At 66.5% G+C, this 19,783-nt stretch carries 19 protein-coding genes and 1 tRNA gene; 6 read left to right on the top strand and 14 right to left on the bottom strand.

The window, feature by feature from the left end; genetic code table 11:
• Positions 1-73 precede the first annotated feature (73 nt).
• From CFB81_RS14550 to rpoH, 6 genes are all read right to left on the bottom strand, one after another.
• A complete protein-coding gene (locus CFB81_RS14550) occupies positions 74-2,572 on the bottom strand; it encodes a family 20 glycosylhydrolase (protein ID WP_373452647.1) in 2,499 nt (832 codons plus the stop codon).
• A gap of 539 nt (positions 2,573-3,111) precedes the next feature.
• Positions 3,112-3,234: a cytochrome bd-I oxidase subunit CydX gene (cydX, locus tag CFB81_RS14540; RefSeq protein ID WP_060733353.1), complete on the bottom strand. Its 123-nt coding sequence runs from the start codon at positions 3,232-3,234 to the stop codon at positions 3,112-3,114.
• A 62-nt stretch (positions 3,235-3,296) separates the two neighbouring features.
• Positions 3,297-4,433, bottom strand: a complete 1,137-nt coding sequence (gene cydB, locus CFB81_RS14535) for a cytochrome d ubiquinol oxidase subunit II (protein ID WP_089435661.1) — start codon at positions 4,431-4,433, stop codon at positions 3,297-3,299.
• Positions 4,434-4,464: 31 nt separating this feature from the next.
• The gene (locus tag CFB81_RS14530) at positions 4,465-6,045 is read right to left on the bottom strand and encodes a cytochrome ubiquinol oxidase subunit I (RefSeq protein WP_069620265.1); all 1,581 of its coding nucleotides are present in this window, start codon (positions 6,043-6,045) and stop codon (positions 4,465-4,467) included.
• Entirely contained in the window at positions 6,035-6,316 is a 282-nt protein-coding gene (gene cydP, locus CFB81_RS14525) for a cytochrome oxidase putative small subunit CydP (RefSeq protein ID WP_179235975.1), read from the bottom strand. The genes CFB81_RS14530 and cydP overlap by 11 nt, the downstream gene beginning before the upstream one ends.
• A 348-nt stretch (positions 6,317-6,664) precedes the next feature.
• Entirely contained in the window at positions 6,665-7,600 is a 936-nt protein-coding gene (gene rpoH, locus CFB81_RS14520) for an RNA polymerase sigma factor RpoH (protein WP_069620267.1), read from the bottom strand.
• Between the two features lie 359 nt (positions 7,601-7,959).
• Here rpoH and CFB81_RS14510 point away from each other — a divergent pair, with 359 nt between their 5' ends.
• Entirely contained in the window at positions 7,960-8,529 is a 570-nt protein-coding gene (locus CFB81_RS14510) for an acyloxyacyl hydrolase (RefSeq protein ID WP_069620268.1), read from the top strand.
• 45 nt (positions 8,530-8,574) lie between these two features.
• The gene (locus CFB81_RS14505; RefSeq protein WP_069620269.1) at positions 8,575-8,958 is read left to right on the top strand and encodes a nuclear transport factor 2 family protein; all 384 of its coding nucleotides are present in this window, start codon (positions 8,575-8,577) and stop codon (positions 8,956-8,958) included.
• 143 nt (positions 8,959-9,101) lie between these two features.
• Here CFB81_RS14505 and leuA read toward each other — a convergent pair whose 3' ends face one another.
• Positions 9,102-10,748: a 2-isopropylmalate synthase gene (gene leuA, locus CFB81_RS14500; protein ID WP_089435659.1), complete on the bottom strand. Its 1,647-nt coding sequence runs from the start codon at positions 10,746-10,748 to the stop codon at positions 9,102-9,104.
• A gap of 377 nt (positions 10,749-11,125) precedes the next feature.
• The gene (ybiB, locus tag CFB81_RS14490; protein ID WP_089435658.1) at positions 11,126-12,100 is read right to left on the bottom strand and encodes a DNA-binding protein YbiB; all 975 of its coding nucleotides are present in this window, start codon (positions 12,098-12,100) and stop codon (positions 11,126-11,128) included.
• A 181-nt stretch (positions 12,101-12,281) separates the two neighbouring features.
• Between ybiB and maiA the strand changes: the two genes are divergently transcribed.
• Positions 12,282-12,926: a maleylacetoacetate isomerase gene (maiA, locus tag CFB81_RS14485; protein ID WP_089435657.1), complete on the top strand. Its 645-nt coding sequence runs from the start codon at positions 12,282-12,284 to the stop codon at positions 12,924-12,926.
• Positions 12,927-13,022: 96 nt separating this feature from the next.
• Here maiA and ftsY read toward each other — a convergent pair whose 3' ends face one another.
• Complete coding sequence (ftsY, locus tag CFB81_RS14480) at positions 13,023-14,165, bottom strand: signal recognition particle-docking protein FtsY (RefSeq protein WP_069620273.1); 1,143 nt, start codon at positions 14,163-14,165, stop codon at positions 13,023-13,025.
• A 215-nt stretch (positions 14,166-14,380) separates the two neighbouring features.
• On the opposite strand from ftsY, the gene rsmD reads away from it, so the two are divergent.
• The 3 genes from rsmD (at position 14,381) to CFB81_RS14465 (ending at position 15,930) form a co-directional block, all read left to right on the top strand.
• A complete protein-coding gene (gene rsmD, locus CFB81_RS14475) occupies positions 14,381-14,995 on the top strand; it encodes a 16S rRNA (guanine(966)-N(2))-methyltransferase RsmD (protein ID WP_069620274.1) in 615 nt (204 codons plus the stop codon).
• A 111-nt stretch (positions 14,996-15,106) separates the two neighbouring features.
• Entirely contained in the window at positions 15,107-15,604 is a 498-nt protein-coding gene (gene coaD, locus CFB81_RS14470; RefSeq protein WP_006477773.1) for a pantetheine-phosphate adenylyltransferase, read from the top strand.
• Between the two features lie 59 nt (positions 15,605-15,663).
• A complete protein-coding gene (locus tag CFB81_RS14465; RefSeq protein WP_006477774.1) occupies positions 15,664-15,930 on the top strand; it encodes a YfhL family 4Fe-4S dicluster ferredoxin in 267 nt (88 codons plus the stop codon).
• Positions 15,931-16,018: 88 nt separating this feature from the next.
• On the opposite strand, the gene hisC is transcribed toward CFB81_RS14465, so the two are convergent.
• From hisC to CFB81_RS14440, 5 genes are all read right to left on the bottom strand, one after another.
• Positions 16,019-17,086 (bottom strand): histidinol-phosphate transaminase, encoded by a 1,068-nt coding sequence (gene hisC / locus CFB81_RS14460; protein ID WP_089435656.1) that lies wholly within the window; start codon positions 17,084-17,086, stop codon positions 16,019-16,021.
• Positions 17,087-17,203: 117 nt separating this feature from the next.
• Positions 17,204-17,803 carry an aminoacyl-tRNA hydrolase gene (gene pth, locus CFB81_RS14455; RefSeq protein WP_089435655.1) on the bottom strand — a complete coding sequence of 200 codons (600 nt, stop codon included), beginning with the start codon at positions 17,801-17,803 and terminating at the stop codon, positions 17,204-17,206.
• Positions 17,804-17,923: 120 nt separating this feature from the next.
• Positions 17,924-18,529: a 50S ribosomal protein L25/general stress protein Ctc gene (locus CFB81_RS14450; RefSeq protein ID WP_069620276.1), complete on the bottom strand. Its 606-nt coding sequence runs from the start codon at positions 18,527-18,529 to the stop codon at positions 17,924-17,926.
• A gap of 158 nt (positions 18,530-18,687) precedes the next feature.
• Complete coding sequence (locus CFB81_RS14445) at positions 18,688-19,650, bottom strand: ribose-phosphate pyrophosphokinase (protein ID WP_069620277.1); 963 nt, start codon at positions 19,648-19,650, stop codon at positions 18,688-18,690.
• A 44-nt stretch (positions 19,651-19,694) separates the two neighbouring features.
• Positions 19,695-19,771: transfer RNA gene (locus CFB81_RS14440), tRNA-Gln, on the bottom strand.
• Positions 19,772-19,783 lie beyond the last annotated feature (12 nt).

The following is a 19,783-nucleotide window of genomic DNA, read 5'->3' as shown; positions in this document are numbered from 1 at the left end:
GCGTCGCAAGCCGTTTTCTTTGGGGTGGGCGATGCGCTTGCCCGCCCCGCGCAGACCGGATGCCTTCAGCCGTTCACGGATTCGTCAGCGTGAAGGTCGGCTTCCGGTAGCCGACGCCGGCGCGCTCGAGCTTCGGCAATTCGCGTTGCGTGAGCAGCGTCGCGAAGCCGGCCCAGTCGCGCTGCAGCGCGGCGACGTCGACGTGGTGCGTGTCGCCGCGCTTGAAGCGCACGCCGGCCGCATACGGCAGCTCCCAGTCGGCCCGGTGCCACGCGCGTTCGGCGAGCGCGAGCAGCCGCGGGTAGGTCATGTATTCGAGGAAGGTGTCGTTGCGCATCACCTCGCCCCACGCCTGGCCCTGCATGCCTTCGATGCGCGGCGCGGGGGCCGTGCCCGTCACCTCGAACGCGTTGCCGTCGCGGTCGCCCATCACTTCGGCGTTCTGCGGCAGGTTCTCCGGCGCGAGCGAGAACACCTTGTACTCGTCGGTCGCGTGCGAGCCCCAGTAGTAGCCGCGCTCGCGCGGATTGAGCGTGTACGGGAAGTCGAAGTACAGGTAGTCGGGCAGTGCGAGCACCGTCTGGTAACCCTTGCCGCTCAGGTCGCGCGCGCTGTCCGACGCGCCCCAGAAGATCGTGTCCCACAGCGACACCATCACGTGGCGCGTGCTGAAATCCTGCGGCCCGTTCGCGTGCTTGATGCCGTCCTGCCACGCGGCCATCGTGCCGATCCCGTTCGCGTTGACGGCCGCGCTCACCTGTTTCGCGAAACGCGTCGGCAGCTCGTCGATCGACTTGATCTCGCCGCGCTGGAGCAGTGCCGTGCACGCGGGCGAACGCGCCCACGGCTTGTCCTGCGCGGCCAGGTCGATGCGCCCCTTGTTCGGGTCGGTGCCGTTCAGCGGCTGGAACCCTCCGCCGAGGAAGATGTTCTTCGCTTCGTCGCCGCCGTAGTGCCAGGTCTGCAGCGGCGCCTGCGCGTCCGCGTGCATCGCCGCGATCTCGCGGATCACCCTGGACGCGAAGTTGAGCGCGCCCGGCACGCACGGGTTCAGGTCGCTGCGCCGGTCGTAGAACTGCACCGTCGTCAGGTTCGTCGTGTCCTGCGGGTCGAGCAGCCGATACGCGTTCGCTTCCTGCTCGCGGCCGGCCGCGTGCAGCCGCCGGTAGCGCGCCTCCATCGTCACGACGGCCGCGCGGGCGTGCGCGGGCATGTCGATCTCGGGGATGACCTGCACGAAGCGCGCGGCCGCGTAGCGCACGAGCGCCACGTAGTCGTCGCGCGTCAGGTAGCCGCCGCCCGAGCGGTTGTCGGGGCCGGAGCCGAGCTGCGGCAGCAGGCAGCGCGTCTCGCCCGGGTCGTGACAGCGGCGCGAGCCGATCTCGGTCAGCTCGGGCAGGCCGGGAATCTCGATGCGCCAGCCTTCGTCGTCGGACAGATGCAGGTGCAGGCGGTTGAGCTTGTACGCGCTCATCTGGTCGATCAGGCGACGCAGTGTCGCCGGCTGCTTGAAGTTGCGCGCGAGGTCGACGTGCATCCCGCGATGCGTGAAGCGCGGCGCGTCCTCGACGAGCATCGCCGGAATCGGGCCGCCGCCGGCCGGCGCGAGCGAGTAGAGCGTCTGTACGCCGTAGTAGAGGCCCGCGCGATCGTAGCCTTCGATCAGCACGCCGCGCGGCCCGATCGCGAGCCGGTAGCCGCCCGGTGTCGCGAGGTCGGCCGGCAGCCGGCGCGGTGCGACGAAGCCGCGCACCGGCACGCGTGCGCCGTCGAGCCCGAGGGTCGTCGCGCGCTCGCGCAGCGCCGCGACCTGCGCGTCAGGCAGATCCGGCAGCGCGAGTTCGACGCCGCGCAGCTCGAGCGTGCCGGGCAGCGGCAGTTCGCGCTTCACGCTCGGCAACGCACGGCCCGGATCGGGCCGTGCGGCCACCGGCGGCGCATTGCCGGTCGAGTTGTTCTGCGCGTCGGCCGGCAGCGATTCGACGTAGCGCAGCTCGTTGTCGGTGTCGTTGTAGCGCAGCACGGCCGGCGGCGCGCCGTCGACGACGACATACGGGCGCGGAATCACGTCGCTGTAGCGCAGCAGCCAGTATTCGGCGACGAACGGCAGCTCGATGCGCTCGCCGGGCGCGAGCCGCACCGAGCCCGGCTGCGGCGTCAGTTCGTACAGGTCGCCGGTGAGCCGCCGCAGCGCGAAGCCGGGGCGATCGATCCGCAGCAGGCGGCGGATGCTGTGCAGGTAGAGCTTCCAGCCGCCGTCGGCGATCGCCTGGTGGCCGCGGTTCTGCAGGATCAGGCGGCCCGTCGCGCAGGCGGCGCCGTCGGCGCCGAGATCGGCGCACGGCACGCCGGCCGCGCCCGCGTGGTTGTTGTCGACGGCGACGCGCAACGCGAGGCCGTTCGACAGCTGCGTCGCGAGGCTGGCCGCTTGCGCGGTGCCGGCGGGCGCGCCAACGGCGGCCGGCGCAGGTGCCGCGGCGATCGCAGCGGGCGACAGCACCGCGATCAGCAGGCCGGCAATGAGGGATGGCAAGGTGCGCTTCAATTCGAACTCCTGAGAAAAAGAGGACATGGCGGCGTCGTGACGCGACGTCGCTGCGATCGGGTCTTTCAGTGGAGCTGCGGGAGATACCCGTGCGCGGGGCGATGCGGCTGCACCGCGCGCATTCGGCACGCGAAAGCGTGCGTTACGGAACGGGAGGCGGGCACGCGTGCCGATCGGATCGGGGCGTCGGCGTGCGCGGATTCATCGGCGGCCCACGGCGTTCGCCGCGGCGACGAGGCGGCCGTGGCCGGCGGCGCCTAGTTGGCCACGGCGCGCGCCGATGGGGCGCGCCGCGGCACGCGGAAGTCGAAACGGCGCGCAGGCGCACGCCACACACGGAAATCGCATGTCTCCCCCACCCAGAAGGAATCGGCCTGTCAGCGGCCGTGTCCAACGATCTTATGAAACCTTTTATTGGTATTCAAGTGGTATCAATCTGGCGCTAAATTGGCATCGATGTACGCCGCCTCCCGGCGCGGCCAGGGCGAAAAAAAACCTCGCGCGAAGCGAGGTTCTTTCCTTCCGGACGGCGACCGCGCGATCGAGCGGCCGCATGCGTCACGCGTTCAGTCGCGGCGCGCCCGCACGGACGCTTCCTGCGTCTTCTGCCGCGCTTCGAGCCACATCGCGTTGACGATGCCGAACGACAGCGCGACGCCGATACCGAGAATCCAGCTGAAATACCACATGGTCAGACTCCTTGCGAAACGGTAGGCGAGGGCGCCCGCGCGCCCCGACCGGGTTCAATGCGTCAATACATCGAGTGCTTGTTCTCTTCGAGCGCCTGGTGCGTGACCTTGCCGCGCATCACGCGATACACCCAGCCGGTGTAGAGCAGCACGATCGGCAGGAACACGATCACCGCGAACAGCATCACCTGCAGCGTCATGTGGCTCGACGTCGAGTCCCATACGGTCAGGCTGCTGCGCGGGTCGAGCGACGACGGCATGATGAACGGGAACATCGAGAAGCCCGCGGTCAGGATCACGCCGACGATCATCAGGCCCGTGCAGAAGAACGCCGTCTTTTCCTGCTTCGAGCCGGCGAGCAGCAGCGCGAGCACGCCGCCCGCGATCCCGACGACGGGCGCGGCGATCATCCACGGATAGTCGCCGTAATTCGCGAGCCACAGGCCGGAACCCGCGGCGACGTCCTTGAGCAGCGGGTTCGCGACGGTGTCGGTCGGCGCGGCATGCGTGATGTGGAAGCCGCCGATGTAGGAGGCCACCAGCACGCCGGCCAGCACGAACAGCACGACCGCGAGGAACGACGCGACGCGCAGCGCGATCGACGCACGGCGCGCGATCGCGCCGTCGGTCTTCATCTTGATGAACGCGGCGCCGTGCGCGACGAGCATCGTGAGGCTGACGAGCCCGCACAGCAGCGCGAACGGGTTCAACAGCGCCCAGAAGCCGCCGTAGTAGGTCACGCGCAGGTCGCTGTCGAACTTGAACGGCACGCCCTGCAGCAAGTTGCCGAACGCGACGCCGAACACGAGCGCCGGCACGAAGCCGCCGACGAACAGGCCCCAGTCCCAACCCGCGCGCCAGCGCGGGTCCGGCCGCTTGCTGCGGTAGTCGAAGCCCACCGGCCGGAAGAACAGCGCGAACAGCACGAGCAGCATCGCGAAGTAGAAGCCGGAGAACGACGCCGCGTAGACGAGCGGCCAGGCCGCGAACATCGCGCCGCCGGCCGTGATCAGCCACACCTGGTTGCCTTCCCACGTCGCGCCGACCGTGTTGACGATGATGCGGCGCTCGTCGTCGGTCTTGCCGAGGAACGGCAGCAGCGCGGTCGCGCCCATGTCGAAGCCGTCGGTGACGGCGAAGCCGATCAGCAGCACGCCGACGAGCACCCACCAGATCAGCTTGAGAGTTGCATAGTCCATAGCGATTCCTTGTTCGGTTGCGAGGGCGTGCTCAGACTGCGGCCCGCTCGCCGGCGGCGGCGAGTTCGTGGTGATAGCGGCCGGTATGCAGCGACGACGGGCCGAGGCGCGCGTACTTGAACATCAGTTTGATCTCGATGACGAACAGTACCGTGTAGAACGCGATGAAACCGGCGAGGCTCAGGTACAGGTCCGTCGACGTCAGGCTCGATGCGGACAGATGCGTCGGCAGGATGCCCGCGATCGTCCACGGCTGACGGCCGAGCTCGGCGACGACCCAGCCGAATTCCGCGGCGAGCCACGGCAGCGGGATCGCCCACAGCGCATAACGCAGGAACCAGCGGCGGTTGTCCTGCAGCAGTTGCCGGCGCGCGCAGAACCAGAACGCGGCGACGAAGGTCGCGAGGAACAGGAAGCCGAGGAACACCATGATCCGGAACGAGAAGAACACGGGAGCGACCGGCGGGATCGTCTTCTTCGCGGCGGCCTTGATCTGCTCCGGCGTCGCATCGATCACGTTCGGCGTGAACTGCTTGAGCATCAGTCCGTAGCCGAGATACTGCTTGTGCTGGTCGAACAGCGCGCGGGTCGCGTCGCTCTTGTCGCCTTCCTTGATCTTCTGCAATGCGCCGTACGCGACCATCCCGCTCTGGATGTGTTCCTCGCTGTGCTTCGCGAGCTCGCGCAGGCCGATCACCGGCTCGTCGATCGAGCGCGTCGCGATCAGGCCGAGCGCGTACGGGATCTTGATCGCGTAGTCGGTGCGCTCTTCCTTCTGGTTCGGGATGCCGATCAGCGTGAACGACGCCGGCGCCGGCTGGGTTTCCCATTCCGATTCGATTGCGGCGAGCTTCATCTTCTGCACTTCGCCGGTCGTGTAGCCCGATTCGTCGCCGAGCACGATCACGCACAGCGTGGCCGCGAGGCCGAAGCCGGCCGCGACCGCGAACGAGCGCAGCGCGAAGTCGATGTCGCGCTTCTTCAACAGGTACCACGACGAAATGCCGAGTACGAACATCGCGGCCGTCACGTAGCCGGCCGACACGGTATGCACGAACTTCACCTGCGCGACCGGGTTGAACAGCACGTCGAACAGGCTGGTCAACTCCATGCGCATCGTCTGGTAGTTGAACTCGGCGCCGACCGGGTTGTTCATCCAGCCGTTCGCGACGAGGATCCACAGCGCGGACAGGTTCGAGCCCAGCGCGACGAGGAACGTGACGATCAGGTGCTTGACCTTCGACAGGCGGTTCCAGCCGAAGAAGAACAGGCCGACGAACGTCGATTCGAGGAAGAACGCCATCAGGCCTTCGACCGCGAGCGGCACGCCGAAGATGTCGCCGACATAGTGCGAGTAGTACGACCAGTTCGTGCCGAACTGGAATTCGAGCGTGATGCCGGTCGTCACGCCCATCGCGAAATTGATGCCGAACAGCTTGCCCCAGAACTGGGTCATGTCCTTGTAGACCTGTTTGCCGGTCATCACGTAGACGGCTTCCATGATGACGAGCAGCCAGGACAGGCCGAGCGTCAACGGCACGAACAGGAAGTGGTAGAGCGCCGTAATGCCGAACTGCAGACGTGACAGATCGACGACTTCGCTACTTATCATGATGGTCTCCCTCGGTAGATGCAGGCGCCGGCACCGAGAGCAGCTTCTCGGCCACGGCGGCAGGCGGCAACGACATGTGCTCGGCCTGCGGATGATTGAAGAATGCGTATTTGAGCGACATCAGGAGGGTCAGCTTGACGATCAGCACCAGGGTGATGTCGCGGGCGAGGGTGGGTCCGCGTGCCCATGCGGCGATGCGTGCGCGCCAGCCGATCGTGCCGGCCGGCCGCGAAGGCGGCGCAGGCTCTTTATTGATCGAGATCAAGGCGATTATCCTGAATCGATTTACGTCGGATTGGGGGCGACTTTACGTCGGATTTATGACGGCCGTGAAGCTGTTTTAATCCTTTTGCGCCTGACATGCCAATTTTAAAAGGACTGCTTTCCGATGCCGAGTGCTGCGCTGCGGCAGACCGTCGCGAAACAGGGGGTAAAAATTGAGGTGGATCAAGGTTATGCGGAAGGGCGCCGCAAATGGCGTAATGCCCGATGAATCAGTTCAATTAATCGACGCAAAAACGGAGAGCGAAACGGCCGAAAAGCACGGGGAAACCGGACGAAAAAAAACCGCTGCCGGTCGGGCAGCGGTTTTCGATGAGGCGCTTTAGGTCGCCGGGATTCAGGCGTATTCGGCGAGGGCGGTGCGCATCTTTTTCATGGCGCTCGCCTCGATCTGGCGGATGCGTTCGGCCGACACGCCGAATTCGGCAGCGAGATCGTGCAGCGTCGAGCCGCCGGAGCCGTCGTCGTCGACCTGCAGCCAGCGCGCCTCGATGATGCGGCGGCTGCGCGCATCGAGCGCGTCGAGCGCCTGCGCGATGCCGTCCGTCTGCAACATGTCGCGTTGGCGCGCGGCGAGCACGGCGGTCGGCTCGTTGTGCGAATCGGCCAGGTAGGCGATCGGCGCGTACGATTCCTCGCCGTCTTCCACTTGGCCCTCGAGCGCGATGTCGCCGCCCGACAGGCGCGTTTCCATCTCCGTGACTTCTTCGCGCTTGACGTTGAGCTCCTGCGCGAGGCCGTCGATTTCCTCGGGCGTCATCGCCTGCATGCTCTTCTTGTGGCTGCGCAGGTTGAAGAACAGCTTGCGCTGCGCCTTCGTCGTCGCGACCTTCACCATGCGCCAGTTGCGCAGGATGTACTCGTGGATCTCGGCCTTGATCCAGTGAATCGCATACGACACCAGGCGCACGTTTTGCGTCGGATCGAACCGCTTCACCGCTTTCATCAGGCCGATGTTGCCTTCCTGGATCAGGTCGCCGTGCGGCAGGCCGTAGCCGAGATAGTTACGCGCGATCGACACGACGAGACGCAGGTGCGACAGCACCAGGCGGCGCGCCGAGTCGAGGTCGTTGTTTTCGCGGAATTCGGTTGCATACCGGCGTTCCTCCTCGGCGGTCAGCAGCGGAATGCGGTTGACGGCCTGGATGTACGCGTCGATGTTGCCGAGCTGGCCGGGCAACATCGATTGGGCTGCGAGCGCCAGCGAGCCTGCCGATTCGGCCTTGGCCGGCGTCGGGCTCAGGGTGTTCGGGAGGGTCAGGGCGTTGCTCACTAAAAACTCCTTTGGAATCAGGGACAAACCCCGGTCTCGGATGAGATTCCGTGGTCATCTTAGCACTCCCGCAATACGAGTGCTAATTCCTTAGAGCGGGCGGGGGCATCGGAGTTCCCCATTTTTCTATCGGATGGGTCGAACCGATAGTCTATTCTGCGACAGGGGCTCGGCCATGAAGTTCCGTAAGCCGTTGTTTCTGATAGGAATCAGTAGACGATTTCGATTTTTGTCGTTTTGGAAGCAAGCCATTTCGCTTCGTGATGCCGATTCGAAAAGTCCTTTACCATACCATTCAGTTCGCTCGGGCCCCGGCCGTTGCCGCAGGCTCCATTCAACCCACAAAGTTGGAGTGTCAGATGAACAATAAGAAGAATCGCCGGCCCCGCAGCCGGCTGGTGCTGCATGCGATGCTGGCAGCGTCTCTTCTGGGCGGATCGGGTGCGGCTTTCGCGGACCGATGGGGGATCCAGGCGGGCGGCGGCTTTTCCGATCGCCACGGGATCGACAAGGCCGATCTCGGCGTGGTCTGGGATCCGGGCTGGAACTGGTGGGAAATCGGCGGCTGGCACTTCGCGTTCGTGATGGAAGGCCATGTCGGCTACTGGCACACCGGCGGCAACGTGCACGCCAACATCGGTGAATTCGGCGCGACGCCGATGTTCCGTTTCATCAAGAGCGCGGGCCAGGTTCGTCCGTTCGTCGAAGCCGGCGCCGGCATCCGGTTCCTCACGCATCCAACGATCTCGAACAATCTGTCGCTGTCGACATCGTTCCAGTTCGCGGACGTCGTCGGCGTCGGCGCGCAGTTCGGCGAACGGCAACAGTATCAGGTGGGTTACCGTTTCCAACATGTGTCTAACGCGGGTATCAAAGAGCCGAATCCTGGTATAAATTTCCACCAGTTCTACGTGCAGTACAACTTCTGATCCGCACGCCGGCGCACGGCGGGCGCGTTGCCGAGGAGTCAGGCGATGGCGAAGGTGGTCGATGCGATCCGCGCGCTCGAGCGCGATCGGTTCCGGGCGATGGTGGACGGCGACGGCGAGGCGCTCGACGCGCTGTTGTCGGACAAGGTGTTTTTCGTCCACACCAACGGCAAACGCGAAACCAAGCAGCAGTTCATCGACGCCATCGTCGCCGGTCGCCGCCGCTATCGCCAGATCGAAATCCAGTCGCAGGACGTGCTGCCGGTCGGCGACGCCACCTGCGTCGTCACCGGGCGCGCGTTGATCGAGATGGAAACCAACAACGGCGGCCTCGTCTTTCCGATTGCCTATACGTCCGTCCACACGCACGACCAGGGCCGCTGGTGCCTGTTCGCGTGGCAGGCGACGCGGTGCGCGACCGAAACTTGAGCGCGGGTGGCGCCCCTTTTCATGTGTCGATCGAAGCGGCCTTCTGAGCCGCTTTTTGCTGCCTCGTGCGGCGCGGATCGCGCGGCGCACGGGCGGTCACGCACCGCTCGCTGACGTTTCAACCCGGCATCGCAGCCCGGCGGTCAGGCCGCCGCGCGGTGGTCCGCGCAGTGCCATGCCGAGCGGTTGATCGCACCGACGACCGCATCGAGCGCCGCGACGGCCGCATCGGCGTGCACGCCGACCCCATGCCGCAGCGGCGCGTCGCCGACCCGGCAGCCGACCGATACCGCGATGCGGCCGTCCGCGGCGCGCGTGTGCTCGCACGACGCGACCTCGATCGCGGCGCCGGCGGCCGCCGCAAATGCCGCGGCGAAATGTCGCGCCGCGTCGTCCGGCGTCGCATCGGCGGCAGGCGCCGTCGCGATCTCGCGGTTTTGCCAACGCGCGCCGTTGCCGTGGCGCGCGGCCGGGCCGTCGGTCTCGAAGAATTCGCGCGCGAACAGCGCGCAGATCGCGTCGCCCGTCACTTCCTCGCCCGACGCGTCGGCGAGCGTCTGCACCGCATGGCTGAACTCGATCTGGACGCGGCGCGTCGGCGTGAAGCCCATCCCGCGTTCGAGCAGGAACGTCGCGCCGCCCTTGCCGGACTGGCTGTTCACGCGGATCACCGCGTCATAGCTGCGGCCGAGATCGGCCGGGTCGATCGGGAGGTACGGCACTTCCCAGACCGCGTCGGGGCGTTGCTGCGCGAAGCCCTTGCGGATCGCGTCCTGGTGCGAGCCCGAGAACGCGGTGAATACGAGGTCGCCCGCGTACGGGTGGCGCGGATGCACGGGAATCTGGTTGCAGCGCTCGACGACGCGGCGCACCGCGTCGATGTCGGAGAAATCGAGGCCCGGGTCGATGCCTTGCGTGTAGAGGTTCAACGCGAGCGTGACGAGATCGACGTTGCCGGTGCGCTCGCCGTTGCCGAACAGGCAGCCTTCGATGCGGTCGGCTCCCGCAAGCAGCGCGAGTTCGGCCGCCGCGACCGCGGTGCCGCGATCGTTGTGCGGATGCACGGACAGCACGATGCTGTCGCGATACGCGAGATTGCGGTCCATCCATTCGATCTGGTCGGCGAACACGTTCGGGGTCGCGGCTTCGACGGTGGCCGGCAGGTTGACGATCATCTTGTGGTCGCGGGTCGGGCGCCACGTCTGCGCGACCGCGTCGCAGATCTCGCGCGCGAACGTCAGCTCGGTCATGCTGAAGGTTTCCGGCGAATACTGGAACGTCCAGTGCGTGTCGGGGCGCGCGGCGGCGTGTGCCTTGATGATGCGCGTGCCGTCGATCGCGAGCGCCTTCACGTCGTCCTTCGACATCCCGAACACGATGCGGCGGAACGACGGGCAGACCGCGTTGTACAGGTGCACGATCGCGCGCGGCACGCCTTCGAGCGCATCGAACGTGCGCGCGATCAGGTCTTCGCGCGACTGCACGAGCACTTCGATCGTCACGTCGTCGGGAATCCGCTTGTCGTCGATCAGCTTGCGGACGAAATCGAAGTCGGTTTGCGACGCCGACGGAAAACCGACTTCGATCTCCTTGAACCCGATCGCGACCAGCATGTTGAAGAACTCGAGCTTCTGCTCGATGCTCATCGGTTCGATCAGCGACTGGTTGCCGTCGCGCAGATCGGTGCTCATCCACACGGGCGCACGCTCGATGGTGCGGGCCGGCCAGCGGCGGCCATTGAGGCGGACGGGCTCGAACGGACGGTACTTGTCTTGCGGATTGCGCATCATCTTCTGGACCTCGGGTCTCAAGTCGCGAGCGAAGACGCACGGCACGGGCGCCGGTTGGCGCTGCCTCGCATCCGGCGCGCGATGGCGCCGCGGATGCGGATGATCTTCGCGAATCGGCCGACGGATGGACGGACGAATGCTGACGACTTCGGGTTGTAAAAACTGCGAGAGGGGTACGGCGAGGAACTGCTGGGAGGACCGTGCGAACAGCACACGGCGCTACGACAGCCTTAGGCTAGTCGTAGCGATAGCGGCCGCGCTAGGCGGCCGGAGGTAATTCGGAGGGTGTTCGGAAAGGAACGCATGACGGCCACTCTATGCCAGGATGCGCTCGCGTGTCAAATGTCGGGATAAAGGGCCAGGTCGTCGTCGCGCCGTCAGCGCGCGACGCGCACGATCTGCACGATTGTCGCGACCTGTCGCGCGACCGTGTCGGGCACCGGCACCTCGCCGCGCAGCACCGCGTCCGTCCATGCCGCCGTGGTCGCCGCATCGCGCGACTCGGGCAGCGCGACGGGCGGCGCGTCGGTCGACGAACGTTCGGCGTCGATCAGCGTGTCGCACACGCCGTCGTGCAGCCAGTCGACCTGCACCTGGCGCCGCGTATCGGCCACCGCTTCGCCTTCGGTGCCGCGCGCGAGCAGCGCGCCGCCCCGCGCGGCGTCCGGATGATCGCGGAACAGCTGCGCGAGGCTGTCGCGGTACGGCGGGTGCGTGTAGTTGACGAGCCGCAGCCCGGCCGGCGCGAACGGCTGCAGGATCTTCACGAGCGTATGCGTCGAGTTGCGCACGCCGAGCACGCGGCGCATCGACAGCAGGTGCGCGATGCGGGGCGCCAGCACGTCGATCGGTGCGAACGCGACGCGGCGCTCGGCGAGCGTGTCCTCGATCGCATCGTGCGACGTCGACGGCGCGAGCGACAGCGCCGAGAAGATCTCGGCGCTCGTCACGCGGCCCGGATCGCGCTCCACTCCGTGCACCAGCACCGGCACGCCTTCGCGCGCGAGCAGCAGCGCGAGCAGCGGCACGAGGTTCGGCTGCTTGCGCGCGCCGTTGTAGCTCGGGATCGACACCGGGCGGAACGCGGTGTCCTGTACGTGCACGGGTTCGAACGACGCTTGCGCGGCGGCGAGCATCGCGGCCAGTTCGTCGGCGGATTCGCCTTTCAGCCGATAGGCGATCAGGATCGCGCCGAGTTCGACGTCCGACACGCGCGCATCGAGCATCGCGCGATAAAGCTCGAACGTGTCCTCGGCGGACAGGGCGCGCGCGCCGTTCGGCCCGCGGCCGATTTCCTTGATGAAGCGGGCGCAGGGGAATGGAGCGGCGGCGGGATCGTGGGAAGCGGTCATCGGAACGTGGGGCGGGCGGCCGGCATCGGGCCGCGCGGTGAGCGGTGAGGAATGCCCCGAGTATCGCACGGGCGCGGCCGCGCACCGTGCCGCGCTACACTCTGGTTCCCGGCGGCGCGCGCACCGGCTGCGCCGCGCCCGTGCCGCCGCCGGCCGAATACGATCAAAAGAGAGACATCCCATGAAGCTCTACAGCTATTTCCGCAGTTCCGCGTCGTACCGCGTGCGGATCGCCCTGAACCTGAAGCGGCTGCCGTTCGACTATGCGCCCGTGCACATGCTGCGCGACGGCGGCGAGCAACTGAAGGACGCGTATCGCGCGCTGAATCCGGATGGGGTCGTGCCGACGCTGGTCGATGGCGACGCGACGCTGCAGCAGTCGCTCGCGATCATCGAATATCTCGACGAAACCCATCCCGAGCCGGCGTTGCTGCCGAAGCAGCCGGTCGATCGCGCGTACGTGCGATCGGTCGCGCTGCAGATCGCGTGCGAAATCCATCCGCTCAACAACCTGCGCGTGCTCAAGTACCTGAAGCACACGCTGAAGGTGTCCGAGGACGCCAAGAACGCATGGTACCGGCACTGGATCGAGGCGGGCTTCGACACGCTCGAGACGCGTCTCGCGAACGATCCGCGCACCGGCAAGCTGTGCTTCGGCGACACGCCGACGCTCGCCGACGTGTGCCTCGTGCCGCAGGTGTTCAACGCGAACCGCTTCTCGATCGACACGACGCGTTTCCCGACGATCCAGCGGATCGTCGACCATGCGGCGACGATCGATGCGTTCAAGGCCGCCGAGCCGGGCGTGCAGCCGGACGCCGAATGAGCGCCGAATGAGCGCGGCGGCCCCGTGGCGAGCATGATCGGGCGCGCATGAAAAAGGGCGCCCGAAGGCGCCCCGCGCGATGCGAGCCGGCGGCGTTCAGCCGAGCAGCGCGTCCGCGAATTCCACCGCGCTGAACGGCTGCAGGTCCTCGACCTTCTCGCCGACGCCGATGAAGTAGACGGGCACCGGCCGTTGCCGCGCGATCGCCGCGAGAATCCCGCCCTTCGCGGTGCCGTCGAGCTTCGTGACGATCAGGCCGGTCAGGCCCAGCGCGTCGTCGAATGCCTTCACCTGCGTGAGCGCGTTCTGGCCGGTGTTCGCGTCGATCACGAGCAGCACTTCGTGCGGCGCACCGTCGTGCGCCTTCGCGATCACGCGCTTCACCTTCTTCAGCTCTTCCATCAGGTGCAGCTGCGTCGGCAGGCGGCCGGCCGTGTCGGCCATCATCACGTCGATCTTGCGCGCGCGCGCGGCGCTGACCGCGTCGAAGATCACCGCGGCCGGATCGCCGCTTTCCTGCTGCACGACCGTCACGTTGTTGCGCTCGCCCCAGACCGCCAGCTGCTCGCGCGCGGCCGCGCGGAACGTGTCGCCGGCGGCCAGCAGCACCGACTGGTCGAAGCTCTGCAGATGCTTCGCGAGCTTGCCGATGCTGGTCGTCTTGCCCGCACCATTCACGCCGGCGATCATCATCACGAGCGGCTGCGCGCGGCCGAGCATCAGTGATTTCTCGAGCGGCGTCAGCAGCTCGACGAGCAGGTCGTGCAGCGCATTCTTCACTTGCTGCGGATCGGTCAGCCGGCCCGCGCGCACCTTCTCGCGCAGCGCGCCGAGCAGGTATTCGGTCGCGTCGACGCCCGCGTCGGACATCAGCAGCGCGGTTTCGAGCTCCTCGTACAGGTCTTCGTCGATCTTCGTGTTGACGAATACGCCGGTGATGCTCGAGCCCGTCTTCGCAAGCCCCGTTTTCAGGCGCGCGAGCCACGACTGCTTTGCGGACGCGTCCTGCAGCGGCGGCGGGACGATCTCGACCGTCTCGACCACTTCGTCGCGACCGTCGTTGGTCGGCGTGACCGTCATCACGACGGCCGGCGCGGCCGGTTGCGCGGTCGCCTGCGGCACGTCGGCCGCCGGCGCGTCGGCGTCGGACGCTTCGTCCGCTTGCTGCGCGTCGGCCGATTGCGATTCCGCCGGATCGGGCTCCTGCGTTTTCTTGAATCGTTTGAAGAAACTGAACATGGTCTGACGTCGGGAAGAGGGCGGGCCGCCGCCGAGGGCGGGGCGCCGGACGGGCCGTTCTGCGTTCGCGTGGGCGCGGCGCTCGGCGGCCGAAACCGTGCATTTTATCAGTGCGGCGCGGCACTCGCGTCAGTGCGCGTCGCCGCTGTGGTAACGTGCGCCTGTTTGGCGGCGCCCCCTGCGCGCGCCCGGTCCCTCCGTTGTCGATATCCCGTATGTCCCGTTCCTCTTCCGGCCGCCCGGCGGCCCCTTCCAGTCGCGGCAAGCCGCACACGATCCGCATCATCGGCGGCGACTGGAAACGCACGCCGCTCGCGGTGCTCGATCTCGACGGCCTGCGCCCGACCCCCGATCGCGTACGCGAGACGCTGTTCAACTGGCTCGGCCAGGATCTCGACGGCTGGCGCTGCCTCGACCTGTTCGCGGGCACCGGTGCGCTCGGCTTCGAGGCCGCGTCGCGCGGCGCGGCGAGCGTCGTGATGGTCGAGCGCCACCCGCGCGCCGCGCAGCAGCTGCGTGCGATCAAGGACAAGCTCGGCGCCCGTTCGGTCGAGATCGCCGAAGCCGATGCGCTGCGGCTTGCGGCCGGGCTCACGCCGGGCGCGTTCGACGTCGTGTTCCTCGATCCGCCGTTCGACGACCTGGCCGTGCTCGAGCGTGCGATCGCGCTATCCGCGCCGCTCGTCGCGGCGGACGGCGCGCTGTACGTCGAAACGGGGGCGGAACTCGATCCGGCCGCGCACGACGCGCTCGCGGGCTGGCAGGTCGTGAAGCACGGCAAGGCCGGTGCGGTTCACTATCATTTGCTGCGGCGCGAAAATGATGAATAATGCGCGTTCCATACGAGGCGGCGCGCCGCAAAGGCGACGCATGCCCATCTCGGCAGCGGCGCGTGCATCGCACGGCTGCCATCCCGTTTGCGTGATGACAGGAGGAGCGACATGGTAGTCGCCGTGTATCCCGGTACGTTCGATCCGCTGACGCGCGGGCACGAAGACCTCGTGCGGCGTGCGTCGAGCATTTTTGATACGCTGGTGGTGGGCGTTGCCGACAGCCGCGCGAAGAAGCCGTTTTTCTCGCTCGAAGAACGTCTGACGATTGCGAACGAGGTGCTCGGCCATTATCCGAACGTGAAGGTGATGAGTTTCACCGGCCTCCTGAAGGATTTCGTCCGCGTCAACAATGCGCGCGTGATCGTGCGCGGGCTGCGCGCCGTGTCCGATTTCGAATACGAGTTCCAGATGGCGGGGATGAACCGCTATCTGCTGCCCGACGTCGAGACGATGTTCATGACGCCGTCCGACCAGTATCAGTTCATCTCGGGAACGATCGTGCGCGAAATCGCGCAATTGGGCGGCGATGTCAGCAAATTCGTGTTTCCGTCCGTCGAGAAGTGGCTGACCGAGAAAGTCACTGCGATGGGAGGCCCTGCCGCGTGACGCGGCACCGGCCGGTTTCGTCGCGAAGCCGGCCGCCGGCCTGAAGAAGTGAGATCAGTATGGCTTTGATGATTACCGACGAGTGCATCAATTGCGACGTGTGCGAGCCCGAGTGCCCGAACGGCGCGATTTCGATGGGCCCGGATATCTACGTGATCGACCCGAACAAGTGCACCGAGTGCGTCGGCCATTTCGACGAACCGCAGTGCCAGCAGGTGTGTCCGGTCGAATGCATCCCGCGCGATCCGCAGCATGACGAATCGCACGCGCAATTGATGGAGAAGTACCACGCGTTGATCGCCGTGAAGGGCGACGACGCATCGTGATGCTGCGCTGACGCGCGCGCTTCGATTGACGGGCGCGCGCATCGCGCTTCCTTTCAGATCGGCGCCGCCCGGCGCCGGTTCTTCCGTGTCAGCCCAGCAGCTCGCGCAACGCCGCGACGAGCGCATCGCATTCGGCGTCGGTGCCGACGGTGATGCGCAGATGCTGGTCGATCCGCGGCAGCCGGAAGTGCCGCACGAAAATTTCCCGTTCCTTCAGCTTCGCCGCGATCGCGCCCGCATCGTGCCCGGGATGGCGCGCGAACACGAAATTCGCGGCCGACGGCACGATCTCGAAGCCGAGTGCGCCGAGCGCATGCGTGAGCCGCGCGCGGCTGTCGATCACGCGCCGGCAGGTGGCGTTGAAATGGTCGGTGTCTTCATACGCGGCCTGCGCGGCGACTTGCGCGAGCCGGTCGAGCGGATACGAGTTGAAGCTGTCCTTCACGCGGTTCAGCGCGTCGATCAGCGCCGCATCGCCGAACGCGAAGCCGACGCGCATGCCCGCGAGCGAGCGCGCCTTCGACGTCGTATGCACGACGAGCAGGTTCGGATGGCGGTCGATCAGCGTAATGGCCGACTGCGCGCCGAAGTCGACGTACGCTTCGTCGATCACGACGACCGACGACGGATTCGCGGCCGCGATCCGCTCGACGTCCGCGAGCGGCAGCGCGCGCCCGGTCGGCGCATTCGGGTTCGGAAACAGCACGCCGCCGGCGTCGTCGAGATAGTCGTCGACGCGGATCGAGAAATCGTCCGCGAGCGGCACGACCGTGGTCTCGACGCCGTACAGGCGCGCGTAGGTCGGGTAGAAGCTGTACGTGATGTCGGGAAAGCGCAGCGGCCGGTCGTGCTTGAGCAGCGCCTGGAACGCGTGCGCGAGCACCTCGTCGGAGCCGTTGCCGACGAACACCTGTTCCGGCTGGATGCGGTGATGGGCCGCGACCGTCTCGCGCAGCGCGCGTGCGACCGGGTCGGGATAGCGGCGCAGCGTGTCGCCGGTGTCGCCGAGTTCGCGTGCGATCGCCGCGACGACGCGCGGCGACGGCGGATAGGGATTCTCGTTGGTGTTCAGCTTGACGGGGTGCGCGAGCGCGGGCTGTTCGCCCGGCACGTAAGGCACCAATTGCTGAACGACGTCGCTCCAGTAACGGCTCACCGCTTGGCTCCTGTCGGGCAAAACGTCCAGATTACCGCATGTGTGCGTCTCGGTGGGGCGGGCGAGGCCGCCAGGTTGCGCCGGACCGCCGATGCACCGGGCCGGTGCGCGGTGCGGTCAGTTGCGATGCAGCTGCATCGTCGCGCGGTCGAGTTCGCCCTTGACGACCATCGGCATCACGGCGAGCGCGCGTTCGATCGATGCGTCGATCACGTCCTGTTCCTCGCGGCGCGGCGGTTTCAGCACGAAGTTCGCGACGTCGGGCTTCGCGCCGGCGCGCGCGCTTTCCGGAATCAGGTCGCGCGGATGGCCGATGCCGATCCGCAGCCGCCAGTATTGCTGCGACGACAGGTGCGCGGAGATGTCCTTGAGGCCGTTGTGGCCGCCGCTGCCGCCGCCGAGCTTCAGCTTCACGGTGCCGGGCGGCAGGTCGAGCTCGTCGTGCGCGACGAGGATCTGGTCGGGCGGGATCTTGAAGAATTGCGCGAGCGCGACGACCGACTGGCCGGAGCGGTTCATGTAGGTCTGCGGCTCGAGCAGATGAACTTCCTCGCCGTGCAGGCGCGCTTTCGCGTAGAAGCCGTGGAAGCGGCGTTCGTCGCGCAGCGTCGTGCCGGCTTCGCGGGCGAGCTGGTCGATCAGCCAGAAACCGGCGTTGTGGCGCGTCGCGGTGTATTCCGCCCCGGGATTGCCGAGGCCGACGATCAGTTTGATCATGACGTTTCGAAGGCGGCGGCGGCCGCCTGGGCGCAGAAAAAGAAAAACCCGCCGGGCAAGCCGCGGCGGGTTGCGTCGACCGTTTCGCGAAACGGATCGATGGGGCGTGCAGGCAGCCGCTTAGGCAGCCGGCGTTTCGCCTTCTGCTGCGTCCGACACGGCACCCGCCGGGACCGTCGCCGATGCGACAACCGGGTTTTCCGCGTCGACGTGCGCGACCAGCGCGACGCCCTTCGGCAGCGCGATGTCCTTCGCGTGCAGCGACTGACCGGCTTCGATCTTCGACAGATCGACTTCGAGGAATTCCGGCAGGGCCGACGGCAGGCACTCGACTTCGATTTCCGTTGCGACGTGCGAGACGATTGCGCTCGACAGCTTCACGGCCGGGCTGACTTCAGCGTTCAGGAAGTGCAGCGGCACCTTCGTGTGCAGCTTCTTCTTCGCGTCGACGCGCTGGAAGTCCACGTGCAGCACGAGTTGCTTGAACGGGTGGTATTGCACGTCGCGCAGCAGAACCTGTTGCGACTGGCCAGCGACTTCCAGGTCGAGGATCGACGAGTGGAAGGCTTCCTTCTTCAGTGCATGCCACAGCGCGTTGTGATCCAGTTCGATCTTTTGCGGGGCGGCTTCGCCACCGTAGACGATACCCGTGGTCTTACCGGCGTTGCGCAGGCGGCGGCTCGCACCCGTACCTTGCTGTTGGCGCTCGAAAGCGACGACTTTCATGTGATTCTCCATTTGCTGCCCGCGACCAGGCAGTAAAACGGGGCCATCAAGCGGCCCCCGATGAAACGGCCGGGGTTTCGTCTATCCCGTCCGATTGTGCAAAAAGCGAAGCGTTGCCGCTTCGCTTTCCGCGCATGCTTTGTTCCGTCGATTCGCGATCAGGATTCCGCGAACAGCGACATCACCGAATCGCCGCGGCGAATCCGCGAGAACGTCTCGGCCAGCAGGCTCGCGCTCGTCAGCGAGCGGATCTTCGAGCACGCCAGCGATTCGGCCGACAGCGGAATCGTATCGGTGACGACCAGTTCGTCGAGTTCCGATGCAGCGATACGCTCGGCGGCGCCGCCCGACAGCACGGGGTGTGTCGCGTAGGCGAAAACCTGCTTCGCGCCGCGATCCTTCAGCACTTGTGCAGCCTTGCAAAGCGTGCCCGCCGTATCGACCATGTCGTCCATGATCACGCAGGTGCGGCCTTCGACTTCACCGATGATGTTCATCACTTCGGCGACGTTCGCCTTCGGACGACGCTTGTCGATGATCGCGAGATCGCAGTTCAGCTGCTTCGCGAGTGCCCGGGCACGCACCACGCCGCCGACGTCCGGCGACACGACGAGCAGATCCGCGTAGTTCTGCTTGCGCAGGTCGCCCAGCAGGATCGGCGTCGCGTAGATGTTGTCGACCGGGATGTCGAAGAAACCCTGAATCTGGTCGGCGTGCAGATCCATCGTGATGATCCGCTCGACGCCGGCGATTTCCAGCATGTTCGCGACGATCTTCGCCGAGATCGCGACGCGCGCCGAACGCGGGCGGCGATCCTGACGGGCGTAGCCGAAGTAGGGGATGGCAGCGGTGATCCGGCCGGCGGATGCGCGCTTGAGCGCATCGACCATGATCATCAGTTCCATCAGATTGTCGTTCGCCGGTGCGCACGTGGATTGCAGGACGAAGACGTCCTTGCCGCGCACGTTTTCCTGGATCTCGACCTGGATCTCGCCGTCGGAGAAACGGCTGACCATCGCTTTGCCGAGGGGAATACCAAGGATACTGACGACTTCCTGGGCGAGCGCGGGATTCGCGTTGCCAGTAAAGACCATCAGGCCATCATGGCTGTGGCTGCTCATCGTGCACCTGCTTCAGGCTTGGGCGGGAAATGCGGGAAAATTTTTGGCAGGGGAGGAAGGACTCGAACCCTCGCATGCCGGAATCAAAATCCGGTGCCTTGACCAACTTGGCGACTCCCCTACACTTAACTGA

It is taken from the genome of Burkholderia sp. AU28863, from assembly GCF_002223195.1.
Taxonomy (GTDB): domain Bacteria; phylum Pseudomonadota; class Gammaproteobacteria; order Burkholderiales; family Burkholderiaceae; genus Burkholderia; species Burkholderia sola.
The sequence above is the reverse complement of the archived record's forward strand: the minus strand, read 5'-3'. Positions and strand labels throughout refer to the sequence as shown.

Coding starts and splice junctions, on each gene's coding strand:
- CFB81_RS14550 (WP_373452647.1), bottom strand. CDS start 2,572: ATGTCCTCTTTTTCTCAGGAGTTCGAATTGAAGCGCACCTTGCCATCC.
- cydX (WP_060733353.1), bottom strand. CDS start 3,234: ATGTGGTATTTCAGCTGGATTCTCGGTATCGGCGTCGCGCTGTCGTTC.
- cydB (WP_089435661.1), bottom strand. CDS start 4,433: ATGGACTATGCAACTCTCAAGCTGATCTGGTGGGTGCTCGTCGGCGTG.
- CFB81_RS14530 (WP_069620265.1), bottom strand. CDS start 6,045: ATGATAAGTAGCGAAGTCGTCGATCTGTCACGTCTGCAGTTCGGCATT.
- CFB81_RS14510 (WP_069620268.1), top strand. CDS start 7,960: ATGAACAATAAGAAGAATCGCCGGCCCCGCAGCCGGCTGGTGCTGCAT.
- CFB81_RS14505 (WP_069620269.1), top strand. CDS start 8,575: ATGGCGAAGGTGGTCGATGCGATCCGCGCGCTCGAGCGCGATCGGTTC.
- leuA (WP_089435659.1), bottom strand. CDS start 10,748: ATGATGCGCAATCCGCAAGACAAGTACCGTCCGTTCGAGCCCGTCCGC.
- ybiB (WP_089435658.1), bottom strand. CDS start 12,100: ATGACCGCTTCCCACGATCCCGCCGCCGCTCCATTCCCCTGCGCCCGC.
- maiA (WP_089435657.1), top strand. CDS start 12,282: ATGAAGCTCTACAGCTATTTCCGCAGTTCCGCGTCGTACCGCGTGCGG.
- ftsY (WP_069620273.1), bottom strand. CDS start 14,165: ATGTTCAGTTTCTTCAAACGATTCAAGAAAACGCAGGAGCCCGATCCG.
- rsmD (WP_069620274.1), top strand. CDS start 14,381: ATGTCCCGTTCCTCTTCCGGCCGCCCGGCGGCCCCTTCCAGTCGCGGC.
- coaD (WP_006477773.1), top strand. CDS start 15,107: ATGGTAGTCGCCGTGTATCCCGGTACGTTCGATCCGCTGACGCGCGGG.
- CFB81_RS14465 (WP_006477774.1), top strand. CDS start 15,664: ATGGCTTTGATGATTACCGACGAGTGCATCAATTGCGACGTGTGCGAG.
- pth (WP_089435655.1), bottom strand. CDS start 17,803: ATGATCAAACTGATCGTCGGCCTCGGCAATCCCGGGGCGGAATACACC.
- CFB81_RS14450 (WP_069620276.1), bottom strand. CDS start 18,529: ATGAAAGTCGTCGCTTTCGAGCGCCAACAGCAAGGTACGGGTGCGAGC.
- CFB81_RS14445 (WP_069620277.1), bottom strand. CDS start 19,650: ATGAGCAGCCACAGCCATGATGGCCTGATGGTCTTTACTGGCAACGCG.